This window comes from Streptomyces sp. ASQP_92 (assembly GCF_025399895.1).
In the GTDB taxonomy this organism is placed as follows: Bacteria; Actinomycetota; Actinomycetes; order Streptomycetales; family Streptomycetaceae; genus Streptomyces.
Genome location: NZ_JAODUA010000012.1, coordinates 127,588 through 145,722, shown reverse-complemented (window position 1 = coordinate 145,722; position 18,135 = coordinate 127,588). Strand labels below are relative to the sequence as shown.

13 protein-coding genes and 1 tRNA gene are annotated in these 18,135 nt (G+C 71.8%); 6 read left to right on the top strand and 8 right to left on the bottom strand.

The window, feature by feature from the left end; genetic code table 11:
- Nucleotides 1–69: 69 nt before the first annotated feature.
- The 4 genes from N4G70_RS24045 to N4G70_RS24030 all read right to left on the bottom strand — a co-directional run bounded on the left by N4G70_RS24045 (nucleotide 70) and on the right by N4G70_RS24030 (nucleotide 3,696).
- Complete coding sequence (locus tag N4G70_RS24045; RefSeq protein ID WP_114039280.1) at nucleotides 70–1,044, bottom strand: ribose-phosphate diphosphokinase; 975 nt, start codon at nucleotides 1,042–1,044, stop codon at nucleotides 70–72.
- 117 nt (nucleotides 1,045–1,161) lie between these two features.
- Nucleotides 1,162–2,610: a bifunctional UDP-N-acetylglucosamine diphosphorylase/glucosamine-1-phosphate N-acetyltransferase GlmU gene (gene glmU, locus N4G70_RS24040; protein ID WP_261714772.1), complete on the bottom strand. Its 1,449-nt coding sequence runs from the start codon at nucleotides 2,608–2,610 to the stop codon at nucleotides 1,162–1,164.
- A 128-nt stretch (nucleotides 2,611–2,738) separates the two neighbouring features.
- Nucleotides 2,739–2,809, bottom strand: a tRNA-Gln gene (locus N4G70_RS24035).
- An 11-nt stretch (nucleotides 2,810–2,820) separates the two neighbouring features.
- The gene (locus N4G70_RS24030) at nucleotides 2,821–3,696 is read right to left on the bottom strand and encodes a hypothetical protein (protein ID WP_261714771.1); all 876 of its coding nucleotides are present in this window, start codon (nucleotides 3,694–3,696) and stop codon (nucleotides 2,821–2,823) included.
- A gap of 165 nt (nucleotides 3,697–3,861) precedes the next feature.
- Here N4G70_RS24030 and N4G70_RS24025 point away from each other — a divergent pair, with 165 nt between their 5' ends.
- Nucleotides 3,862–5,178 carry a sensor histidine kinase gene (locus N4G70_RS24025; RefSeq protein ID WP_261714862.1) on the top strand — a complete coding sequence of 439 codons (1,317 nt, stop codon included), beginning with the start codon at nucleotides 3,862–3,864 and terminating at the stop codon, nucleotides 5,176–5,178.
- Between the two features lie 427 nt (nucleotides 5,179–5,605).
- On the opposite strand, the gene N4G70_RS24020 is transcribed toward N4G70_RS24025, so the two are convergent.
- Both N4G70_RS24020 and N4G70_RS24015 read right to left on the bottom strand, forming a co-directional pair.
- On the bottom strand, nucleotides 5,606–6,094 hold the full coding sequence (locus N4G70_RS24020) for an SUKH-3 domain-containing protein (protein WP_261714770.1): 489 nt from the start codon (nucleotides 6,092–6,094) through the stop codon (nucleotides 5,606–5,608).
- 466 nt (nucleotides 6,095–6,560) lie between these two features.
- Nucleotides 6,561–7,073 carry a YwqJ-related putative deaminase gene (locus N4G70_RS24015; protein ID WP_399036672.1) on the bottom strand — a complete coding sequence of 171 codons (513 nt, stop codon included), beginning with the start codon at nucleotides 7,071–7,073 and terminating at the stop codon, nucleotides 6,561–6,563.
- A 290-nt stretch (nucleotides 7,074–7,363) separates the two neighbouring features.
- On the opposite strand from N4G70_RS24015, the gene N4G70_RS24010 reads away from it, so the two are divergent.
- Nucleotides 7,364–8,350, top strand: a complete 987-nt coding sequence (locus N4G70_RS24010) for an SMI1/KNR4 family protein (RefSeq protein ID WP_261714768.1) — start codon at nucleotides 7,364–7,366, stop codon at nucleotides 8,348–8,350.
- A 22-nt stretch (nucleotides 8,351–8,372) separates the two neighbouring features.
- Here the strand turns inward: N4G70_RS24010 and N4G70_RS37180 are convergent, their stop codons facing one another.
- Nucleotides 8,373–8,768 carry a hypothetical protein gene (locus N4G70_RS37180; protein ID WP_399036676.1) on the bottom strand — a complete coding sequence of 132 codons (396 nt, stop codon included), beginning with the start codon at nucleotides 8,766–8,768 and terminating at the stop codon, nucleotides 8,373–8,375.
- Here N4G70_RS37180 and N4G70_RS24005 point away from each other — a divergent pair.
- The gene (locus N4G70_RS24005) at nucleotides 8,722–11,139 is read left to right on the top strand and encodes an SUKH-4 family immunity protein (protein ID WP_399036669.1); all 2,418 of its coding nucleotides are present in this window, start codon (nucleotides 8,722–8,724) and stop codon (nucleotides 11,137–11,139) included. The two genes, N4G70_RS37180 and N4G70_RS24005, sit on opposite strands and share 47 nt — an antisense overlap.
- Before the next feature lie 246 nt (nucleotides 11,140–11,385).
- A complete protein-coding gene (locus N4G70_RS24000; protein ID WP_261714766.1) occupies nucleotides 11,386–12,282 on the top strand; it encodes a cellulose-binding protein in 897 nt (298 codons plus the stop codon).
- A gap of 630 nt (nucleotides 12,283–12,912) precedes the next feature.
- Here N4G70_RS24000 and N4G70_RS23995 read toward each other — a convergent pair.
- Complete coding sequence (locus tag N4G70_RS23995) at nucleotides 12,913–14,499, bottom strand: MFS transporter (RefSeq protein ID WP_399036609.1); 1,587 nt, start codon at nucleotides 14,497–14,499, stop codon at nucleotides 12,913–12,915.
- A gap of 262 nt (nucleotides 14,500–14,761) precedes the next feature.
- Here N4G70_RS23995 and N4G70_RS23990 point away from each other — a divergent pair, with 262 nt between their 5' ends.
- Nucleotides 14,762–15,550, top strand: coding sequence for an ABC transporter ATP-binding protein (locus N4G70_RS23990; protein WP_261714765.1), 789 nt, complete (start codon nucleotides 14,762–14,764; stop codon nucleotides 15,548–15,550).
- Nucleotides 15,547–18,123, top strand: coding sequence for an ABC transporter permease (locus tag N4G70_RS23985; protein ID WP_261714764.1), 2,577 nt, complete (start codon nucleotides 15,547–15,549; stop codon nucleotides 18,121–18,123). The genes N4G70_RS23990 and N4G70_RS23985 overlap by 4 nt, the downstream gene beginning before the upstream one ends.
- Nucleotides 18,124–18,135 lie beyond the last annotated feature (12 nt).

The following is an 18,135-nucleotide window of genomic DNA, read 5'->3' as shown; positions in this document are numbered from 1 at the left end:
CATGAGGCCGGGCATGAAGAAGGGCCGCGCCCGATGCCGGACGCGGCCCCAACTCCCGTGCGCTACAAGCTAGTTCTCCTCGAAGAGGCTCGTCACCGAACCGTCCTCGAACACCTCGCGCACCGCGCGGGCGATCGACGGGGCGATCGAAAGCACCGTGATCTTGTCGAGCTCCAGGTCGGACGGGTCCGGCAGCGTGTTCGTGAAGACGAACTCGCTCACCTTGGAGTTCTTCAGACGGTCCGCGGCCGGACCCGACAGGATGCCGTGCGTGGCCGTCACGATGACGTCCTCCGCGCCGTGCGCGAACAGCGCGTCCGCGGCGGCGCAGATCGTGCCACCCGTGTCGATCATGTCGTCCACCAGGACGCAGACGCGGCCCTTCACGTCACCGACGACCTCGTGCACCGTCACCGTGTTGGCGACGTCCTTGTCGCGGCGCTTGTGCACGATCGCCAGCGGCGCGTCCAGACGGTCGCACCAGCGGTCGGCGACCCGCACCCGTCCCGCGTCCGGGGAGACGATCGTCAGCTTCGAGCGGTCGACCTTCGCGCCCACGTAGTCCGCGAGGACCGGCAGCGCCGTCAGATGATCCACCGGGCCGTCGAAGAAGCCCTGGATCTGGTCCGTGTGCAGGTCCACCGTGAGGATGCGGTCCGCACCGGCGGTCTTCAGCAGGTCGGCCACCAGACGCGCCGAGATCGGCTCACGGCCCTTGTGCTTCTTGTCCTGACGGGCATAGCCGTAGGACGGAATGATCACGGTGATGGATCGCGCCGACGCCCGCTTCAGGGCGTCGATCATGATCAACTGCTCCATGATCCACTTGTTGATCGGAGCCGTGTGGCTCTGGATCAGGAAGCAGTCCGCACCTCGCGCCGACTCCTGGAAACGAACGTAGATCTCACCGTTCGCGAAGTCGAAGGCCTTCGTCGGCACGAGGCCCACACCCAACTGGTGCGCAACCTCCTCGGCCAGCTCGGGGTGGGCGCGGCCGGAGAAGAGCATCAGCTTCTTCTCGCCGGTCGTCTTGATCCCGGTCACAGCACAGTCTCCTCAGACGTGTTCGATGCTGCTGCACCCGCGCGGTCCCTCTCGCGGCGAGCCAGCCGAATATGTGCACCTATCACGGTACGCCGTGAAAGACGCACCCGAATCCGGTCAGTTCTCCCCGGCCGGACGCTCGGCCGCAGCCTGAGCGGCCTGCGCGGCAGCACTTCCCGGACGCTTGCGCTCCACCCAACCCTCGATATTCCGCTGCTGGCCACGGGCCACGGCCAGCGAACCGGGCGGCACATCCTTCGTGATCACCGAACCCGCGGCGGTGTACGCACCGTCCCCCACTGTGACAGGAGCAACAAACATGTTGTCCGAACCCGTCCTGCAATGAGAGCCGATCGTCGTGTGGTGCTTCGCCTCACCGTCGTAGTTCACGAACACACTGGCCGCGCCGATGTTCGAGAACTCCCCGATCGTCGCGTCCCCCACATACGACAGATGCGGAACCTTCGACCCATCACCGATCGTCGCGTTCTTCGTCTCCACATACGTACCCACCTTGGCCTTCACACCAAGACGCGTACCAGGCCGCAGATAGGCGTACGGACCCACCGTCGCCCCCTCACCCACCTGCGAGTCGTACGACACCGTGTTGTCGACCCGGGCACCCGCACCCACCACCGTGTTCATCAGCCGCGCGTTGGGACCCACCTCGGCACCCGAAGCCACATGCGTCGCACCCAGCAACTGCGTACCCGGAAGCACCACCGCGTCCTGCTCGAACGTCACCTGCACATCGACGAACGTCGTGGCCGGATCCACCACCGTCACACCCGCCAGCATCGCCCGCTCCAGCAGACGGTCGTTCAGCAACCGCCGCGCCTCGGCCAACTGCACCCGGTTGTTGATCCCCAGAATCTCCCGGAAATCCCCCGCCAGCGACGCACCGACCCGGTGCCCCGCCTCACGCAGAATCCCCAGCACATCCGTCAGGTACTCCTCGCCCTGACTGTTGTCCGTCCGCACCTTGCCCAACGCGTCCGCCAGGAGTGCCCCGTCGAACGCGAACACACCCGAGTTGATCTCACGGATCGCACGCTGCGCGTCGGTGGCGTCCTTGTGCTCGACGATCGCGGTGACCGCGCCGGAGACGTCGTCGCGCACGATGCGGCCGTAACCCGTGGAGTCGGCGACCTCGGCGGTCAGCACGGTGACCGCGTTGCGGTCCGACTCGTGCGTACGGGTCAGCTCCGCCAGCGTGGCGCCGGTCAGCAGCGGGGTGTCACCACAGACCACCACGACCGTGCCCTCGATGGACTGGCCCAGCTCCTCCAGCGCCATCCGCACCGCGTGCCCGGTGCCGTTCTGCTCGTACTGCACCGCGGTCCGCACATCGGCGTCGATCGCACCCAGGTGGGCGGAGACCTGCTCGCGGGCGTGGCCCACGACCACGACGAGGTGCTCGGGGTCCAGCTCACGGGCGGCCGCCACGACATGGCCGACGAGCGAGCGCCCGCAGATCTCGTGCAGAACCTTGGGAGTGGCCGACTTCATGCGGGTGCCCTCACCCGCGGCGAGGACGACGACGGCGGCCGGGCGGGTTGCGCTCACGGAGGTGCCCTTCGGCTTCGGGGGGTGGACACCCGAAGGATACCGGGGGGTTTCGTGGATGAAATCGGGGTGGGGGCTGGGGAAATGCGGGCGGGTCCTGACTGGGACAGTCAGGACCGAACTTTGAGCTCCCAGGGAAGGAATCGAACCCTCATTCAATGGACCAAAACCATTTGTCCTGCCATTAGACGACCTGGGATGGTCTGCCCTCTATGTCCGTTTCGGCTCACCGGTCGCGAGGGCAGCCCCTACTATGCCGTACCAGGCGCCTTCCATGCGACGGTACAGATCGACGCTATCCCGTACATAGATGGCGAGGCAGCCCCGATAGTTCTCGCCGGTGTTCTTCCGGCGTGTCTTCGGGTTGTGCCGTTTGATGACCGCCTTGTTGAAGCTCTCGGAGCCGAGGCCCGTCAGCTCGGCCCAGAAGCGCGTGGCTTCCTCGGCGTCGGCCGATTCGTGGATGTTGACGCACAGGCGCAGCCGCTCCGGCGCCACACCCTGGAGGGCCAGCCACTCCAGGTAGAGCTTGATCACGTTCGGGTCGCTGTTGATGAACTTCAGGGACTCCCGGCGGGCCCACGGTTTGTCCTTGGCGCCCTCCGCCCAATACAGGACCACGCCCGCAAGGAACAGCTCCCGTTCGGACAGGCCCCCGACGTCGCTCGCGGCTTCCTCCTTCGCGGTCCGCCGCTCCTCCTCCCGCCGCGCGAGCGTCGCCTCCCACCCCCGCCTGGCAATGGCCGACGCCTCCTCGGGGGTGCGGGTGCGGTCCGGCTTGGGGAGGTCGCGGACCCAGAGGGATATCGAGCTCTTCGAGCAGCCCAGCTCGACCTGGATCTGGTCGTACGTCATGCCCTGTGTGCGCAGTTCGCGGGCACGGTCGCGGAGGTCGTCCTTGGCGTTGGGGCGCTTGGTCCACTCCGGCGGCGGCTCGCCCTTCACCAGGCGGTGGAGGAGGTCGTTGTTGTCAACGTGCAGGCGGTCGCGAATCTGGCGCAGGCTCAGCCCCTCGCGTCGGAGCGCGATCGCCTGGCGGCGCAGGCCTTCGAAGTCGGCGTACTTGCCGGGTGTGGTCGATGTCATACGGACACGCTCGTCCGGAATGCGGACGCCCGGTCGAATTCGGGGACGATTCACCGGATCGTGGGATCCATGCCGGATTACGGCGTGTTCGGCGGCTTTTCGTGCTGCGCGCCGCGCGCGCAAGGGGCAGGAAAATCGTTCGCGCTCGCCCGTACGCTGGGAGCCATGACCGCAACGGGGGCTGACCAGGAAGCCACGGGGTTGACCTCCCGTGGCTGGTGGTGGTGGGAGCGCAGGCGCAGCGCGGTGCTGGATGTCTCGCTCGGGGTGTTCTCCGCGCTGGAGTGTGCGCTGGAGGGTGTGAATTTCGCCGGGGACGCGGGGATCGCGGTGCCGGCCGGGGTGTTGTTGGGGCTGGCGGCGGGGGGGTCGCTGGTGTTGCGCCGGCGGTGGCCGATCGCCGTGGTGCTGGTGTCGATCGCGGTGACCCCGGCCAGCATGGGTTTTCTGCTGAGCGTGGTGGGTCTGTACACGCTGGCCGCCTCGGATGTGCCGCGCCGGATCACTGCGGCGCTGGCGGGGATGTCGGTGGCGGGGACGTTCATCGTCACGTTCGTACGGATGCATCAGAGCGTGGCGCGGGGTGATTACGACCCGGGGCTCTGGTACGTGCCGCTGGTGTCGGTGGTGATGTCGCTCGGGATCACGGGTCCGCCGCTGTTGTACGGGCTGTATATAGGGGCGCGGCGGCGGTTGATGGAGTCGTTGCGGGAGAGGGCGGATTCGCTGGAGCGGGAGTTGTCGCTGCTCGCGGACCGGGCGGAGGAGCGGGCGGAGTGGGCGCGTACGGAGGAGAGGACGCGTATCGCGCGGGAGATGCACGACGTGGTGGCGCACCGGGTGTCGTTGATGGTGGTGCACGCGGCGGCGTTGCAGGCGGTGGCGCGCAAGGATCCGGAGAAGGCGGTACGGAACGCGGCGCTGGTCGGTGACATGGGGCGGCAGGCGCTGACGGAGTTGCGGGAGATGCTCGGGGTGTTGCGGGCCGATCAGCAGCCGGTGGCGGTGCGGCTGGATCCGGTGCCGCTGGCGGCGGTGGGGGCGGCTGCGGCCGCGGCGGCCGCGGCGGTGGAGGAGGGGCCCTGTCTCGCGGACATCGAGGCGTTGGTGGGGCAGTCCCGGGAGGCCGGGATGGTGGTGGAGCTGCTGGTGCAGGGGGAGGCGCGGGGGTGTGACGCGCTGGTGGAGCAGACGGCGTACCGGGTGGTGCAGGAGGCGCTGACCAATGTCCACAAGCATGCGGCGGGCGCGAAGGTGATGGTGCGGCTGGCGTATCGGGAGGCCGAGGTCGCGATGCAGGTGGAGAACGGGCCTGCGGATGGGGTCACGGCGGATGCGGGGTTGCCCAGTGGGGGGAATGGGCTGGTGGGGATGCGGGAGCGGGTGTTGGCGCTGGGTGGGGTGTTTGTGTCGGGGGTGACGGAGTCCGGGGGGTTCCGGGTGTCGGCGGTGCTGCCGGATGGGGCGGCGGGGGTGGGTTAGCGTCTTGGGCTCCGCCCCGGTGCGGGGGTTTTCCCACCCACCCGCCCGTGCGGCGGGGTTGGTTGGTTCCGGCCCTCCTGGGGCTCCGCCCCCAGACCCCGTGTCGCGCCTTAAGGGCGCTCGTCCTCAATCGCCGGACAGGCTGGGTATGCCTGCGCTGCCCGGCACCGAGCAGTTAAGGGGCGCGGGGAACTGCGCGAGAAGCGGGCACGGTCCGCAGGCCGAGAGCGGGTTCAGGGGCGCGGGGAACTGCGCGAAGAGCGACCACGGCCCGCGGGCGAAGACGGAGTTGTTCAGGGGCGCGGGGAACGGCGCGAGCAACCACGCACGGCCCGCCCCCCCCAAGGGGGCTCAGGGGCGCGGGGAACTGCGCGAGAAGCGATCGGGGCCCGCACCCGGACGGCGCCGGGGGCGCGCGGCGCCCACCTCAGCCCGAGGTCAGACGGATCGGCTGCGTCCCGGTGATCAGCGTGGTCAGGGCGTGGTCGATGTCGGGCCCGAGATACCAGTCCCCCGTGTGGTCGAGGGAGTACACCCGCCCCCCGGTGTCGATCGCCAGGACGGCCTGCTGATCACCCTCTTCCCCCAGCGGCGCGATGTCGGTGTCCAGCGCCCGCCCGAGGTCGGCCAGCGTGCGGGCGAGGTGGAGGCCGGCGAGCGGGTCGAAGCGCAGGGTGGCGGGCGCGTTGCGGCGTCCGGGGCCCGGGGCCGTGAGGTGCAGCCCGCCGAATTCGGCCCAGGCCTCCACGGCGGCGGGGAAGACCGTGTGGCGGTGTCCCGCTGGGGAGGTGTGGGCGCGCAGGACGTCGGCCCAGGCCTCGGCCTGGCGGATGTCCCAGCGCCCGGGCTGCCAGCCCGCGGTGCGCAGGGCGGCGTCGACGGGGACGGGGAAGCGGGTGGTGGAGACGTCCGGCATCGGCCGCGGCCTTTCCGTGCGGGGTGGTGAGGGGGTTCGGCGGCCACGGTTGAGGTGAGGACGCCGAGGTGGTCGATCGGAGTGGGTGGGTGCGGAGCCGGTAAGGGGACCGGTAAAGCGATGCGAGGGCGGGGTCGGAACATGGGGCCGTAGCTGTACCCGCAGGGACGGAGCCCGAGTGGTACCCCGATCCCGGAAGGGGACCGGACCGGACCAAACCGGACCGGCGCCCGAGCCGTACCTGGAGGCCGAACCGGGCCGTACCGATCCCAGTCCCGAGCCGTACCCCGATCCCGGGCCGGAGCCCGGCCCCGAACCAGGTCGGGGCCCGAAGGTTGGAGCCCGAGCCGAGCCAGGTCGGGGCCCGAAGGCCGGAGTCCGAGCCGAGCCGGGTCGGAGCCGTACCCCGACCCCGGGCCGAACCGGGCCCGTACCCCGCCCCCACCCCCGCCGGAGGCCCGCGGCGTCAGGGCTCGATCGTTCGGACGCCGAAGTGGTCCAGCAGGGCCGTGCAGGAGCGGCACGGTGGGGCGTAGCTGCCGTGGAGGGGGTCGCCGTCCTCGCGTATGCGGCGGGCCGTGAGCTTCGCGTGTTTGAGGGAGCGGCGGGCCTCGCCGTGGGTGAGGGGTTTGCGCTGGGCGCGTTTGGAGCGTCCTGTCTCGACGGCGGTCAGGTGTCGGGAGAGCAGGATCGCTTCGGGGCAGCGGCCGGTGAAGCGTTCGCGTTGGGTGCTGGTGAGGGTGTCCAGGTAGTCCTGGACGAGGCTGTGCAGGACGGGTGGCTGTTCGCCTTTGCCCGCGGTGCAGGTGAGCGTTTCGCCGCGTACGGACAGGGCGGCGGCGATGGCGGGGAGGATGCCGTCGCGGCGGTGGCGCAGTAAGGGCGCGGGGCCGGCCGTGGTGGCGCTCCACCGCAGGCGCGGGTCGCCCGGTGCTTCGTGCGGCGCGGTGCCCGTATTCACCGTGTCTGTCGCGTTGATCGCGTTTGTTGCTGATGTTTCGCCTGGTGCGGTGTGCATGGTGCTGTGTTCCTCCCACTGGCGGCGGCTTCAGCCGCACGTGTCAGCGCCCCCGAGTTGCGGGGACAGCCTGCCAAATGCGCGTGCTGGTACGGAAGCTGGGGCGTGATAAGCCGCGCGTCGCGGGCGCAGGGTGATATGGGCGTGACGGTTGGTGACCGAATCGCGGGGCCGGTCCCCGGTATTGCCCCACCGCATAGTCTGGTTCCTCATCAGCCGGACGCAGGAGCACGCAGCAGGGGGCAACCGCCATGACGACAGGTCGGCTCGGGCAGCACGCCGCGCCACCGAACGCGGCCTATGCCGGGCAGGTCGTGCACTTCCCGGATCCGGTCCGGGCCGCCCGGCACCCCCGTGGGGTGCGGATGGACGAGACCGGCTTCCCGGACTTCTCGCCGTACGCCCGTGCGGCGGCGGAGATCGCGGAGCCGCCCGAGGGTTTCGGGGTGGACGAGCTGCGGTTGACCGACTACGTGTCGGCGAACGCGGCGCTGTCCGCGGCGGGGCACGAGTTGTGGGACACGGTGGCGCCGGTGGCGACGCCGCACGGCTGGACGTGGCACCACGTGCCCGGCGGCCGTCGTCTTGAGCTGGTGCCGGTCGAGGTGAAGGCGCTGCTGCGGCACTACGGCGGTCTGGCGACGGCGCCGGTGGAGCACGACAAGCGCGGTACGCGTCCGTTGCAGGAGACGCGGCCCGCGCACTTCGGTCTTCCGAAGGGCGCGGTGTCGGTGACGGAGTCCCAACTCCTGGGTGTGGAGGAGGACTTGGGGTACCGGCTGCCGGGCGCCTACCGGTCGTTCCTGAAGGCGGCGGGGGGTTGCGCCCCGGTGGGCGCGGCGCTCGACGCGGAGCTGGGTCTGCTGGTGGACCAGCCGTTCTTCACGGTGCGGGACGAGGCCGCGGTCAATGACCTGGTGTACATCAACAAGTGTCTGCGCGATCACCTCACCAAGGACTATCTGGGCGTCGCCTTCGTGCAGGGCGGGATCCTCGCGGTGAAGGTGAAGGGTTCGGTGGTCGGTTCGGTGTGGTTCTGCGCCTACGACGACGCGCGCGACCAGGACGGGCTGAGTGTGAACGAGCGGGTCGAGCGGCTGCTGCTGCCCTGCGGTGACGATTTCGACGCGTTCCTCGCGCGGCTCGCGGGCAATCCGCCGGAGCTGGAGACCGTGGCGAATCTGATGGTGGACGGCGGCTTCGCGCACGCCGTCGGGACGACCTCGGTAGGGGAGTGAGCCGGCCGATGGTGACTTTCGCTCAGGCGCAGGAGCGCGCGGAAGAGTGGATCAATGGCGATGTGCCCGCGTACCAGCACCGTGAGGTGCGGGTGCGGGAGTTCGAGCTGGGCTTCGTGGTGTGGGCGGAGGACCGTGAGAACGGCCCTTCGGGCGGTGGCGGTGCGCAGCGTCTGGTGATCGCCCGGGACAGCGGCGAGGCGTCGTTGTGGCCGGGGCTGCCGGTGGGTGAGGTGATCCGCCGGTACGAGGAGGAGTACGGGGTGCCCGAGGACGCGCCGGCGGCGCCGGAGCCCGCGGCGCGGATCGACCTGAACCAGACGTCGTTCCTGTTGAGTCCGCCGGAGTGGCTCCAGGAGGCGGCGGACAGGCTGGGGATCCCGGACCGCCGGGGCGAGGGCAGCAGCGCTGCTGACACTCCCGCTGGTGCTGGTGCTGGTGCTGGTGCTGGTGCTGGTGCTGGTGCCGGTGTTCCGGGGGCGGGTCACGGTGCCTCGGGATCCGGGGCCGGTGAGCCGTCCGACGGGCCGGCCGCGCCCGCGTGGCCCGCGCCCGCGGCCGCGTCGTCGGCTGCGGGCCAGGGTCCGGTCTCCGGCGGGGGGACTCCCGCCGGGGGTACGCCGTGGGCGGGGACGGACACCAACGCGGGGTCCGACGACGGTTCGGTGCCGCTGCCCGCGACGGTGTACGCGCCGGCGCTCTCGGGTTCGGACGGCGAGGACGCCGAGCCGCCCAGGGTGCTGCCCGAGGCGAAGACGGCGTTGATGGCGGGCGGCAGTCAGTTGCCGCCGACCGCGCTCGCGCCCGCGTACGACCCGCAGGGTGGCCCGCCCCAGGGTGTGGCCTCCCCGCCGGCGGCCCCGGCCCCGCCCGTGGCTCCGTCTGCGCAGGCGGCCCCGTCTGCTCCCGCGCGGTCGGCGGGTCCGGTCGGGCCTTCGGGCACGGGGGACATCGCGGACGCCGCCACGAGCAAGGCGTCCGGTCCGCCGCCGGGTGCGCGGCCTGCGCGCGGCGGAGGTTCGACGACTCCGCCGCCGCCGGGCGCGCCGGGGACTCCGGGTGCCCGACCGGGTGTGCCGACCACTCCGCCGCCGGGTTCGACGCCGCCGCCGGGCGCTCCGGCGGGCGGCTATCTGCCGACGCAGCTCGTGTCGCAGCTCGGCCCGGACGGGCCGTTGCCGCCGGGGCCGCCGACCCCGCCGCCCGCGCGGGGCGAGGTGCACCAGGAGGCCACGATGTTCGCGGATCCGGGCCGGATGGGCCCCGGCGGGCAGGGTGGCCCGGGTGCGCCGATGCCTCCCGGTCCTCCCGGTGCGCCAGGTGTGCCCGGTGGCCCGGGCGCGCCGATGCCCCCCGGTCCTCCCGGCGCGCCTCAGCCTCCCGGCCCGCCGGGGGCTCCCGGTACGCCGCCGGGCGGGGTGCACCATGCCGCGACGATGTTGGCGGGTCCCGCGCAGATGGGCCCGGGCGGGCAGGGTGGCCCGGGTGCGCCGATGCCTCCGGGGCCTCCCGGTGCGCCGATGCCGCCCGGTCCTCCCGGTGGCCCGCAGCCCCCCGCCGCTCCCGGTGCGCCCGGTGGCGGGGTGCATCAGGCCGCGACGATGTTGGCGGGTCCCGCGCAGATGGGTCCGGGCGGCCAGGGTGGCCCGGGTGCGCCGATGCCTCCGGGTCCTCCGGGTATGCCGGGTGGTCCGGGTGGTCCTGGTGGTCCAGGCGCGCCGATGCCGCCCGGTCCTCCCGGTGTGCCGCAGGGCGGCCCCGTACCGCAGGCGCCGTCCGCGTACGGCTATCCGCAGCAGCCCCCGGCGGGGCTGCCGACGGTGGGGCCGGGGTACCAGGCGGTGTTGCGCTACCGCGCGCCCGACGGGTCCGAGCAGCAGCTCATCCGCCGGTCGGCGCCGGGCACTCCGCACCCGGAGTGGCAGATCTTCCATGAGCTGCGGGCGATGAACGTGCCCGCGGACCATGTTCTGGAGCTGCACACGGAGTTGGAGTCGTGCGAGCTGCCGGGTGGTTACTGTGCGCGGATGATCCGTGAGCAGTGGCCGCAGGTGCGGATCACGCATGTGGCTCCGTACGGCAAGGACCACGGTTCGCGTCGGCAGGGTGTCCAGCATCTGCTCACCCACCAGGGCGAGTTGGCGCAGGTCGCGGACGGTCCTGCACGGCCTCAGCCGGTACGGGCGCCGCTCGTTCCGGTGCAGCCGCTGCCCCCGTTGCCGCCGGAGGGTGTGGCGCACGAGCTGGCGGGGGCGTTCGGCCCGCAGGGCACGTTCCGTTTCGATCAGCGGGCCGTGTCGCGTCAGGGTGTGCCGGAGGTCGTGGCGGTCACCTTGGTGTGGGCGGGGCTTCCGGTGGACTTCGGTCCGTTCTTCTGGGCGCAGGCCGTGCCCGGGCAGCCGGTGCCGACGCTGGCGGAGCTCGCGCAGCAGCGCGGTGTGCAGCCGGCCGCGGACGCGGGTTCGTATCTGGTGATGGGTTCGGACTTCGGTCGGGCGATCTGTGTCCAGTACGGGACCGCGAACATCGTGGCGGTGCCGGTGGAGGCGGGTCCCGGCGGGCAGTCGGTGCCGCCGCAGTTCGTGAACTCGGGGCTGCCCGAGTTCGTACGGTCGCTGGCGCTCCTTGGCCGGATGTGGCGGCTGCGGTTCGGGCTCAACCCCGAGCAGGCGGGCCGCTGGACCGTCGACTTCCAGGCCCAGCTCGCGGCGCTGGACCCGGCGGCGCTGGCGTCGCCGGAGAGCTGGTGGTCGGTGCTGCTCGAGCAGATGTGGGACGGGCTGCTCTGACCGTCGTCCTGGCCGTACCGAGGCGCTCACCGTGCGGGTCGCGGTGGGCGCCTCGGCGTGTGGCACCCGGGTGATTCCCGCTTTTGGCGGTGATTGACGCATCCTTGACCGTGCCGTGTGGGCGGAGTGTCGCGTTATGACCATTTCGCTTCGATCGGCCAGGATGAGCGCCGGGCGGCCCGACGAGCCCGCCGGGCCGCCACAACGGGTACCGGGTCGCCAGTGGTGCGGGAGAGAGGCTTCAGGATGAGCGCAGCATCGACGCCACCGCCGGCGCAGCCGTTCGGGTTCGGCCGGGGCCGTGGCTACCGTCCCGACCAGGTCGACCGCACCCTGGCCCGGATCTCGGGGGAGCGGGACGCGGCGTGGGAGCGGGCCGCGCGGCTCACCGTCCTCGCCAAGCAGATGAGCGCCCAGGCCACCGCCCTCGGTGAACAGGTCGCGGGCCTCGCCCCGCAGACGTACGACGTGCTGGGCGAGCGGGCCGCGTCACTGTTCGCGCTGACGGTCGAGGAGGCCGACGCGGTACGGGCCGGCGCGGAGGAGGACGCGGCCGGGCAGGTACGGGCCGCCGAGGAGGCGGGGCGGGCGCTGCGGGACGCGGCGCGCACGCGCAGCGAGGCCCTGCTGGCGGCGACCGAGGCCTGGGTGCAGCGGACGCTGCTCACGGCCCGTACCGAGGCGGACGCGCTGCGGGACGCGGCCCGCGCGCAGGCCAAGGAGTGGCGCGAGGAGGCGGCCGACGAACTGGACGGGATGCGCCGGCGCTGCGAGACGTATCTGGCCGGGCAGGACCAGGAGCGCGCCGAGGCGTTCGCGGCGGACGAGCGTGAACGGGCCGGGCGCGAGGCCGAGTTGGAGTCCCGCCTCGCCGAACTCACCGCGGCCGCGCAGACGACCCTCGACGAGGCGCGGCGCGCGTTCGCCGCGGCGGAGGACGAGGCGCGCCGCACCCAGGAGGCCGCGGAGGCGCGCGCGGCCGAGCTGGTCTCCACGGCGCGGGCCCACGCGGACCGGATCGCGGCGGAGACGGAGCGGGTGCTGCGGGAGCATGCGGGTGTGCGGGAGGAGGTTCAGGCGCACATGACGCATGTACGCAACAGTCTGGCGACGCTGACGGGGCGGGCGGCGGAGGAGAGCTGACGCGTCCGCGTCGCGCACCCCGGGCAACCGTGCCGTCGTCCGCGGGTCGTGCTCGCTTCTCGCGCAGTTCCCGGCGCCCCTTAACAGCGCCGGTGCTGGGGCGCCTTCACTGCGGACCGTGCTCGCTTCTCGCGCAGTTCCTCGCGCCCCTTAACTGCTCGGTGCTGGTCGGCACTTCAGCCTGTCCGGCGTTTGAGGACGAGCGCCGTTCGGGCGCGATGCGGGGTTTGGGGCGGAGCCCCAAGGAACCCCGCCGTCGGCTGCGGACCGTGGTCGCTTCTCGCGCAGTTCCCCGCGCCCCTTAACAGGGCCGCGCCTTCAGCCCGTCCGGCGTTTGAGGACGAGCGCCCTTTAGGCGCGACGGGGTTTGGGGCGGAGCCCCAAGGAACCCCGCTGTCGGCTGCGGGTCGTGGTCGCTTCTCGCGCAGTTCCCCGCGCCCCTTAACAGGGCCGCGCCTTCAGCCCGTCCGGCGTTTGAGGGCGAGCGCCCTTTAGGCGCGACGGGGTTTGGGGCGGAGCCCCAAGCAACCCCGCTGTCGGCTGCGGACCGTGGTCGCTTCTCGCGCAGTTCCCCGCGCCCCTTAACAGGGCCGCGCCTTCAGCCCGTCCGGCGTTTGAGGGCGAGCGCCCCTAGGCGCGATCGGGGTTTGGGGCGGAGCCCCGGGCGGGGTGGTCCAGGGTGGGGAAGCGGCGGGGGGCCAGGGTCAGGAGGGCGAGGAGGGAGGCGGTGGCCGCCAGCGCGGCGCCGAGGTAGACGTGGTCGACCGCACTCGCCACCGCCCGCCGCAGCACGTCCGCCGCCTCGGCGCTGAGGTCCGCCGGGTGGCGCAGGGCATGGGCGACGGAGTCGAGGTCGCCGGTCGGCCCCGGCCCGGGGGCGTGGGCCAGACGCGCCGCGAGGGTGGCGTTGGCGACGGCGCCGAACAGGGCCGCGCCGACCGACTGGCCGACCTGGCGGCAGAACAGGACGGACGCGGTCGTGGTGCCGCGCTCGGACCAGCCCACCGTCGACTGGACGCCGACGATCAGCGGGAGTTGGAAGAGGCCGAGCGCCCCGCCGAGCAGCAGCATGAGCAGCGCGGGTTGCCAGGCCCGGCCGGGGAAGGGCAGCAGGGGGAAGGCGAGCAGGATGAGGAGGGCGAGCGTGATGCCGGTGATGGCGGTGTCGCGGAAGCCGATGCGGGTGTAGAGGCGGCTGGAGAGGGCGGCCGACAGCGGCCAGCTCAGCGTCATCACGGACAGGACGAATCCGGCGGCGGTCGGGTTCAGGCCGAGGACCGACTGGGCGTAGGTGGGCAGGAACACGGTCGGGGCGACCATGAGGAGGCCGAGCCCGCCGAGGGCGAGGTTGACGGCGGCGATGGTGCGCCGGCGCCACACCCAGCCGGGGATGACGGGTTCGGCGGCCCGGCGCTCCACGTACACGGTGAGGGCCGCGCAGCCGGCGCTGCCCGCGAACAGGGCGAGCGAGGGCGGCGAGAACCAGGCCCAGGCGACCCCGCCCTGCACGAGGGCGGTCAGGAGCAGGGCGCCGGTGGCGAAGACGCACAGCGCCCCGGCCCAGTCGACGCGGGGCCGGCCGGCGGGGGCGGTGCGGGCGGGTTCGGTGAAGTACCGGCCGACGAGGTACAGGGTGATCATGCCGACGGGCACGTTGATGAGGAAGATCCAGCGCCAGCCGGCACTCTCGGCGAGGAGGCCGCCGAGCGCGGGCCCGGCGACGGCGGAAGCGGCCCAGACGGTGGACAGCCGGGCCTGGATCCTGGGGCGTTCCTTGAGGGGGTACAGATCGGCGGCGATGGTCTGGATGGTGCCCTGGAGCGCGCCGCCGCCCAGGCCCTGGACGATGCGGAACGCGATGAGCGCGGCCATGTTCCAGGCGAACGCGCAGAGCACGGAGCCGGTGAGGAAGACGATGACGCCGGCGATGAGGACGGGTTTGCGGCCGAAGGTGTCGGAGAGCTTGCCGTAGACGGGCAGGGTGACGGTCACGGCGAGCAGATAGCCGGAGAACAGCCAGGAGAAGACGGCGAATCCGCCGAGGTCGCCGACGATCTGGGGGACGGCCGTGGAGACGATGGTGCCGTCGAGCGCGGCCAGGGCCATGCCCATCATGAGGGCGGCGACGACCGGGCCGCGGCCGCGCGCGGGCACGGCGTCCGGAGCCCCGCCGGGTATCGCCGCGTCGGTGCCGGGTGCTTCGTCGAAGACGCTCACCGAAATCCCTTCACTGGGCACGTATATGGGGGCTTCACCTTCTCACCCGGGCCTGGAGCCGCGGCAGGGGTGGAGGCGGCCCTGACACGTACCGATACCTGGGGCGGAGACCCCTTAGGGGACGGGCCCTACTTGGGGGGAGGGGGCGTTCGTCCCGGCGGAGGAGGTGGCGGGCGGGGTCGGCTCCCTACCGTGGATGTACGCCGATGGGGGCGTCGGCGTTCGCCGGCGACCGGCGGGGAGAAGACTTAGGAGAATCACCGTGACTACGGCTGTGACCATTCCTCGACACGGGGGCACTGGAGGGGGTACGGCGGTCGCGGCGCGGGCCCGCCAGGTCGTGAAGGCGTACGGCTCGGGCGAGACCAGGGTGGTGGCCCTGGACCGGGTCGACGTCGACATGGCGCGCGGGCAGTTCACCGCGATCATGGGGCCTTCGGGTTCCGGCAAGTCCACGCTCATGCACTGCCTGGCCGGGCTCGACACCGTGACGAGCGGCCAGATCTACTTGGACGACACCGAGATCACCGGGCTCAAGGACAAGCGGCTGACCGAGCTGCGCCGGGACCGGATCGGCTTCATCTTCCAGGCATTCAACCTGCTGCCGACGCTGAACGCCCTGGAGAACATCACGCTGCCGATGGACATCGCGGGCCGCCGGCCGGACGAGAAGTGGCTGGCGCGCGTGGTGGAGACCGTGGGGCTCGCGGGGCGGCTGAAGCACCGGCCCACCCAGCTCTCCGGCGGCCAGCAGCAACGCGTCGCCGTGGCACGGGCGTTGGCGTCCCAGCCGGAGATCATCTTCGGTGACGAGCCGACCGGAAACCTGGACTCGCGGGCGGGCGCCGAGGTGCTGGGCTTCCTGCGCCGCTCCGTCGACGAGCTGGGCCAGACGATCGTCATGGTCACCCACGACCCGGTGGCCGCCTCCTACGCGGACCGGGTGGTCTTCCTGGCCGACGGCCGCATCGTGGACGAGATGTTCCGGCCGACCGCCGACGCCGTCCTCGACCGCATGAAGGACTTCGACGCGCGGGGGCGGACGTCGTGAGCGTGCTCAAGACCTCGGTGCGCAATGTCCTCGCGCACAAGGGGCGGATGGCGCTCTCGGCCGTCGCGGTCCTGCTGTCGGTGGCGTTCGTGTGCGGCACGCTCGTCTTCACCGACACCATGAACACCACCTTCGACAAGCTGTTCGCGGCGACCGCGTCCGATGTCACCGTGAGCCCCAAGTCGGCCTCCGCCGACGGCGCCCCCTCGGGGACCGGCAAGCCCGAGGCGCTGCCCGCCGCGCTCGTCGAGCGGATCGCCAAGGTGTCCGGGGTACGCGGCGCCGAGGGCGCCGTCACCAGCACCAACGTCACCGTGGTCGACGCCGGGAACGAGAACATGGGCTCCACCACCGGCGCCCCGACCATCGCCGGCAACTGGACCGGCAACGACCTCAAGGCGATGGCGATCACCTCGGGCCGCGCCCCGCGCGGGCCGACCGAGATGATGGTCGACGCCGACACCGCCGACAAGCACCACCTCAGGATCGGCGACGAGCTGCGCACCATCGCCGTCACCGGCGACTTCACCGCGAAGATCACCGGCATCGCCACCTTCAAGGTGACCAACCCCGGCGCGGCCGTCGTCTACTTCGACACCGCGACCGCCCAGAAGCAACTGCTGGGCGCCACCGGCCAGTTCACCCAGATCAACGTCACCGCCGCGGACGGCGTCAGCGACAGTGCGCTCAAGCGGGACGTGGCGGCCGCGCTCGGCTCGGGCTCCTACAAGCTCCAGACGGCGCAGGAGGCGAAGGACGCGGGCCGCGACAGCGTCGGCTCGTTCCTCGACGTGATGAAGTACGCGATGCTCGGTTTCGCCGGGATCGCCTTCCTCGTCGGCATCTTCCTCATCATCAACACGTTCTCGATGCTGGTCGCCCAGCGCACCCGTGAGATCGGCCTGATGCGCGCCATCGGCTCCAGCCGCAAGCAGGTCAACCGCTCGGTGCTCGTGGAGGCCCTGCTGCTCGGCGTGTTCGGCTCCGTCCTCGGCGTCGGAGCGGGCGTCGGCCTCGCGGTCGGCCTGATGAAGCTGATGGGCCTCATCGGCATGGACCTGTCCACCGACGACCTCACCCTCAAGTGGACCACTCCGGTGGCCGGCCTCGCCCTCGGCGTCGTGGTCACCGTCGTCGCCGCCTATGTCCCGGCCCGCCGGGCGGGCAAGATCTCGCCGATGGCCGCGCTGCGCGACGCGGGCACCCCGGCCGACGGCAAGGCCGGCGCGATCCGGGCCACCCTCGGTCTCATCCTGACCGCGGCGGGCACCGCCGCCCTGTTCGGCGCCGCCAACTCCTCGGACGCGGCGCCCGGTTCGGGCCTGCTGGCCCTCGGTGTCGTCCTCACCCTGATCGGCTTCGTGGTCATCGGACCGCTGCTCGCGGGTGTCGTGGTGCGGGTGATCAGCGCGGTGATTCTGCGGATGTTCGGCCCCGTGGGGCGGATGGCCGAGCGCAACGCGCTGCGCAACCCGCGGCGTACGGGGGCGACGGGCGCGGCGCTGATGATCGGGCTGGCCCTGGTGGCCTGCCTCGCGGTGGTCGGCTCCTCGATGGTCGCCTCGGCCACCAGCGAGCTCGACAAGTCGGTCGGCGCGGACTTCATCGTCTCCTCCAACGGCCAGCAGCCCATCGTGCCGCGGGCGGCCGACGCCGTGAAGAAGACGCCGGGCCTCGCCCACGTCACCGACTACACGATGGTGGACGCCCGACTGACCGCCCCGGACGGCAAGTCGGTCAGCGGCAACGTCACCGCCGCCGACGCCACCTACCAGCAGGACGTGCGGCGCAAGACGGTGGCCGGCGACCTGGCGGCTGCGTACGGCAAGGGCGCGATGTCGGTGGGGGACACCTACGCCAAGGAGCACGGCGTCAAGGTCGGTGACACGGTGAGCGTCGCCTTCAAGGGCGGCAGCACCGCGCGGCTGAAGGTCGCGGCGATCACCTCGGACGACACCAACATCGACAAGGGCGCGATGTACACCGCCATCACGACCGTCGAGCAGTATCTGCCGACCGACCGGATGCCCAAGAACACGAACATGTTCGCCAAGGCCGAGGACGGCAGGGCCACGGAGGCCTACGCCGCGCTCAAGGCGTCCCTGAAGGCCTATCCCCAGTACAAGGTGCAGAACCAGACCGACTTCAAGCAGGACCTGAAGGACCAGGTCGGTCAGCTCCTGAACATCGTGTACGGGCTGCTCGCCCTCGCCATCATCGTGGCGGTGCTGGGCGTGGTGAACACCCTCGCCCTGTCGGTGGTCGAGCGGACCAGGGAGATCGGCCTGATGCGGGCGATCGGCCTCTCGCGCCGGCAGCTGCGCCGGATGATCCGGCTGGAGTCGGTGGTGATCGCCCTGTTCGGCGCGCTGCTCGGCCTCGGGCTCGGCCTGGGCTGGGGCACCACGGCGCAGAAGCTGCTGGCCCTGGAGGGCATGGGCGTCCTGGACATACCGTGGTCGACGATCGTCACCGTGTTCGTGGCCTCCGCGTTCGTCGGCCTGTTCGCCGCGCTGGTCCCGGCGTTCCGTGCGGGCCGGATGAACGTACTGAACGCGATCGCCACGGACTAGCGCCGACGGGCC

Bases quoted from the DNA above. Each gene is read 5' to 3' on its own strand.
- N4G70_RS24010 (WP_261714768.1), top strand. From the start codon at position 7,364: ATGACGACAGGTCGGCTCGGGCAGCACGCCGCGCCACCGAACGCGGCC.
- N4G70_RS24020 (WP_261714770.1), bottom strand. From the start codon at position 6,094: ATGCCGGACGTCTCCACCACCCGCTTCCCCGTCCCCGTCGACGCCGCC.
- N4G70_RS24000 (WP_261714766.1), top strand. From the start codon at position 11,386: ATGAGCGCAGCATCGACGCCACCGCCGGCGCAGCCGTTCGGGTTCGGC.
- N4G70_RS24025 (WP_261714862.1), top strand. From the start codon at position 3,862: ATGACCGCAACGGGGGCTGACCAGGAAGCCACGGGGTTGACCTCCCGT.
- N4G70_RS24030 (WP_261714771.1), bottom strand. From the start codon at position 3,696: ATGACATCGACCACACCCGGCAAGTACGCCGACTTCGAAGGCCTGCGC.